At 41.9% G+C, this 1,492-nt stretch carries 1 pseudogene; it reads right to left on the bottom strand.

Annotation, left to right across the window (positions count from 1 at the left end):
• Window positions 1-49 precede the first annotated feature (49 nt).
• A pseudogene (locus tag HQN83_RS25150) lies at window positions 50-1,492 on the bottom strand (hypothetical protein); the annotation flags it as partial.

The raw sequence follows: 1,492 nt of genomic DNA, 5'->3' as shown, positions 1-1,492 counted from the left end.
TTTGAAATATTCTAGACATCTTTATTTAATAATCATTTACAAATAACAGTTATTTTCTGAACTCTGCTGAATTAGGATATGGCATTACTTCTATAGCCTTAAGGTTTGCGCCATTAACAGTCTGACGTAATCCAAATACCAACACATTCTTCTTAGTTCCGGAATTCAACCAACATTCAGGCAAAAAGAACTCCCGCTGTGGGCCCGCTTCCCAATGGCGACCGATGTTATGTCCATTTAGCCACATATACCCATTTCCAGAAGCATTAATTTTGGCCATCCATGGCATCCATACTTTAGCATCCTTTTCCGGTAAGGAAAACTCAACTCTGTACCAGGTAAACAAACCTGTTTGCTCCCCTTTTGGTTGAACACCATTGCCCTTTCGGGGAATTTCATCTTGCGTGTTTAGTGCAATGCGTTCCCATTTATCGGCTTTAAATGATGGCCCAGTAAAACTTTTTGTGATGCCTGCAACATCAGTAGCCAACTCCCACTGCAGTGGATGTGTTAACATGGTATCCGTTGTAGAAAGTCCAGCCTGTCTGATACCTGCCAACTCTTCCATAGGCACATAACCATGCGCATGGCCAAGGTTTTCGTATACGACTACAATTTCATTTTCGCCTGCTTTTAGTAAACCGCTGACATCAAAACGATTGTCAAATTCATTGGGACGGATGCGCGAATAAGCACCGCGCGTAATCCAGGTTTGTGCATCTGCTTTTTCAGGAAAAAGACGTTTAGGAATTTTGCCATTAACTTGTACGGAAACAATATCACGGGTAAACATATTAAACAAGAGCCTGTTTTCTTGCTGAATATCGGCTGCACTCAGGGTAACTTTTGAACGGTACAGGTTATATCGAAAATCATTGATCCCTATTTCTGACAAAGAAGTTTCTTTTGGAAGTGTTTTCCACTTGGCTTCATTTACAGGATCGTTATAACGCAAAGCATTTGCAATACGTATCGGTGCAATACTTACCGATGGACGAACTGGTTGCTCTGACTCCATTAAGCACCACTTACCCTGTTCAGGCTGAGCACCAGGAGGAATAACCAATACCTGTGCTCCTAAATCCGGTAAATTGAAATCAATTGCAAAAGATTCATTTGCAGTAGTGTTGCCATTGGTAACTGTTGCTGTTTTAATCAGTACTTTCTCTCCGTTCTGATTCACATTGTAAATCGGCTCTGTGGATTGAGCTACTTTTCCCGGCACCACAGTTACCCTACCTTTTAAAGGTTTGTTAGGATCAGTGTTGTGAAGAAAAACAAATTTGGTACCATCTGGGGCTACACGTAGTCCACCAAAAAGTGATTTAGGTGCATCCTTTAGTTCACAAGGTCCACCCACTGATCTTGCCAGTTTAGTTCCATATTCATTGATAAATTCACCCATGGCTTTGGCCGCAAAATATTTTGGTCCTGTTGCACCGCTTTCTCTGATGGCCGCATTGTAGTCATAACTTGTGGTCATACCGCGTGC

The sequence above is a fragment of the Pedobacter foliorum genome (assembly GCF_013266735.1).
GTDB classification, from domain to species: domain Bacteria; phylum Bacteroidota; class Bacteroidia; order Sphingobacteriales; family Sphingobacteriaceae; genus Pedobacter; species Pedobacter foliorum.
Note: the sequence above shows the minus strand (reverse complement) of the source record. Positions and strands in the feature narration are given on the sequence as shown.